This window comes from Parabacteroides sp. AM58-2XD (assembly GCF_003463685.1).
GTDB lineage: Bacteria > Bacteroidota > Bacteroidia > Bacteroidales > Tannerellaceae > Parabacteroides > Parabacteroides segnis.
Genome location: NZ_QSDP01000202.1, coordinates 1 through 3273 on the forward strand (window position 1 = coordinate 1; position 3273 = coordinate 3273).

At 36.7% G+C, this 3273-nt stretch carries 3 protein-coding genes and 1 pseudogene; all 4 read right to left on the reverse strand.

What is annotated here, in order from left to right; all coding sequences use genetic code 11:
- Nucleotides 1-378: pseudogene (locus DXA15_RS24690) on the reverse strand (transglutaminase domain-containing protein); the annotation flags it as partial.
- Between the two features lie 52 nt (nucleotides 379-430).
- Nucleotides 431-1300 carry a signal peptidase I gene (lepB, locus tag DXA15_RS24695; RefSeq protein WP_128135806.1) on the reverse strand — a complete coding sequence of 290 codons (870 nt, stop codon included), beginning with the start codon at nucleotides 1298-1300 and terminating at the stop codon, nucleotides 431-433.
- A 7-nt stretch (nucleotides 1301-1307) separates the two neighbouring features.
- Nucleotides 1308-1826 (reverse strand): hypothetical protein, encoded by a 519-nt coding sequence (locus DXA15_RS27430; RefSeq protein ID WP_233567626.1) that lies wholly within the window; start codon nucleotides 1824-1826, stop codon nucleotides 1308-1310.
- 104 nt (nucleotides 1827-1930) lie between these two features.
- Nucleotides 1931-2812 carry a transglutaminase-like domain-containing protein gene (locus DXA15_RS27435; RefSeq protein WP_233567627.1) on the reverse strand — a complete coding sequence of 294 codons (882 nt, stop codon included), beginning with the start codon at nucleotides 2810-2812 and terminating at the stop codon, nucleotides 1931-1933.
- Nucleotides 2813-3273: the final 461 nt, after the last annotated feature.

Below are 3273 nucleotides of genomic sequence, written 5' to 3' on the forward strand. Positions count from 1 at the left end.
ATTTAGTTGTTGCAAGTCAGCTTGTTGCTTAGCGTCGTCTTGTTGGTGTTTGTTGTTTGTCCTATAAGTGTCATTTATAGTCTGCTGGTCGTATTCTTCTTGTTTTATCTGGTATGCAGAGTCGATAAACTGGTGGAATTTATCAATTCGATCTCCTTCCTGATAGTATTTTCCCAACATATTCCGTATCAGAAACCTTGCAGCATCTTCTTTTTGTTTATCTCCTTTATAATGTTGTATAACTTTTTCAAGTTGCTGCCGGTTATTTCCTGCGGTTTGTAAGGCTAATTCCAATTGTCTATTGTTGGTGTTGCTGCATCCCGATAAAAGAAACAGATACAGCCCAAGTACAATTGTGGCAAACAGATTTAATTTCATATTACTGTAATTTTGATACATATATGGTGGAATTGCTTTATAATCAATTCTATTAGTGAATAATTTTCAAAAATCTGTCCCATCTGAATTTATCCGTATATGGGTCTACCGATTTCCATATAATCCATGCTTTCCCGACGATATATTCTTCAGGTAGTAATCCCCAATAGCGTGAATCCTGTGAGTTCATGCCTTTGTCGCCTGCCATGAAATAATAGTTTTCTTGGAAACGATATCCGTAGATCGGCTTTCCATTAAGAAAAGTCGTAGAATCCTTGTATTGAAGACTACCCTGTTGTTCCCATTCGATCAGCTTTTTATATAACCGGAAGTTTGTACGATCTAAAGTAATGGAATCGTCTTTTGCCGGTATATAGAGCGGTCCGAAATCTTTGATGTTCCAACCGATGATGCTGTCGAATGGGAAACTCTGGAATATACCGTCTTGAAATTTCTCAGTCGCAGCTATTCCTTTTTGTGACTCCATGTTGCCGAGAGGCGTTTGTACGCTTTCCACATGAAAGAATCCGTTTCGGATGGATAAGGTATCTCCCGGTATTCCGACACACCGTTTGATATAATATTTGAGTATATGCATTTCAATTTTATCCCAACTGTTTGGATGCGGAAAATTGAAAACCAGAATATCATTGCGTTTTATCTTTTTGAAACCGGGAATGCGATAAATCTCTGTTTGTTCGTTTCTCATGGAGGCAAACAGGTTGAATATGCGAGGTCCAATGGTTGGTTTCCAGACAAGTATATTGTCTCCTGTAATTAATCCCGGTTCCATCGAATCGCTGGGGATTTTGAAAGAGGCAAAGATAAATACCTGTAAAACAAACCATAGAGTCACTGTCATACATAGCCAGAAGACAATGTCAATGACTTTATTGATCAGTTTATGGGGTTGCTTTTTCATATGGTGACTAATATTTTATACTGTCGTTTTCAATATAAAATACCCTTTGATTCAGTATTCTTTCCGGAACAGTAAACCATAATAGAGCATTTTTCGGTATTTGATTGTACGTCTGTGTTGTATCTGTCGAACTCATCTCTTCTAAAGAGATAAACCCATTTTTGTCTGCGTCCCAGTAATGTAACGTATGTTTTTGATTTAATTTATCTTTACGTTTGTTGAACGTGAAGGATTGACTTAATTCTTTTTGAGGAATTAATTTATGAATGTCGCCATCTTTTTTTAAGATGAAAGGAGCGGTAATATACTGTAAAGACTGTGTGTTTGAGGCTTCGGCAATAATAAAAACATTATTACCTACAATATCTTTAAATCTGCATGTAGAACCTTTTCGGCTACCTATGGCAAGTGGTTTCCAATCATAATCATTGTATGTACAGAGGTAAATCTGTTTTATGGAAGAAGATACAGGTTTGTCTGTCTCGATACAAATATCCAGAACCTGATATCCTTCTTCCTTTGTCACATCTCTTAATAGTGGACTTTTCAGATTTGTGATATAACCGTCGTCTTTAATATCGGTTTCCTTAAATTCGGGATCAAATAACAACCGATATACCTTGGCGGGTTTCAGATAGCTGGTAGTTTCAGTTTTTCTCTATATGTGTCAGGTTGACCGTAGACTGGGCTGAAATTATAAAACTTTCCATCATGCAATACAACACCCCAACTGTGTGCTAAATCCATTTTGGTCCAGGTGGTAAGTTGTACGGCAACAGGAATGCCTACAGCACGCATTAATAATGTAGCCAAGTTACACAAATCTTCACAACTACCTCTGCCGGAGTGATATGTGCTTTCGACGGTAGGATAGAGGGGAGAACCAGTATCTTTATAAACCAACTCTTTCATTAATTGTGAATTGATTATTTTGCAGGCATCAATGGCATTGTTAACTTTTCCCGAATCAATCAGAGGTAAATATTTTTCCATGAATTCCCGACGCATGTTGGAAACGGGTTCTACTTGAGTCCTGTAAGGGAGAATATACCGACAAAAATCCTCGAAAGGAATATCTTTTGCCCAAGACTTTTCCCGAACCAGGAAAGCCAGATCGATATTCCGGATCAAAAAATCGCTTTTGAGTGTTTTACTGTCATAAATGTTATTTCCCTGGATTGTGTATCCTCTGTTCCGTAGCGAGTCGCAATGCTTTTTTACAGCGTCCTTATCCGGAAAGCAAACAATATCCGGTATATATTGTTTACCTTCCGGCGACAAGTAGTATTCGACTCTGGAAAAATGCAGGGGCATATTTGTGATTAGATATTCTGCTGCTTTCAATTTCAGCGAATCATTTTTGTAATGTTCGAAAACTTTTTCCAATTCTATTCTGTTCTCTCCAGCAAAGGAAAGCGCCTGTTCCAAGCTGATTTTCTTTTGATGAGGCGTAGAACAAGAGATAAGGATACAGAAAACAAAGAAAGGAATATAAGTTTCATGATCATTCAATTTATAGTTCATTATTAACGTTCGACCAGTACGACTATAGGATTGTTTTCATTGTTTGTAGATTCAAAATCGATTAGATACTTACTATCGGTAGAGATAAAAGAAGGAGTGAAGATACTACCTTCTTTCAATTCAAAATGATTTTCTGGGTATGTTATTTTCTGATAATAAGCTTTTCCACTTTTTTTATCGAACTGAATGTATAAGGTTTATCCATAATATTGTAAGGTGTCATATAAATGATATCGTTTATTTCTCCGATAGCAGTAAGTGCAATTTTACCGTTGAATATATCAAATTTTTTTTGGGTAACTATGTTTGGAGTTAATGTGAAACGATATCCTTCGTCAGCTCAGGGCAGACGCATTAAAAATTATTCTCTTGTAAAAGTGTCTCCAAAAAGTTCTCATCCCATCCAGCTTTAAGTCTTTTAAGGTTAATGCTCCCCTTCGTCTTATTAT

What these genes read in the sequence shown, in the direction of transcription:
- lepB (WP_128135806.1), bottom strand. Translation starts at nt 1,300, where the DNA reads ATGAAAAAGCAACCCCATAAACTGATCAATAAAGTCATTGACATTGTC.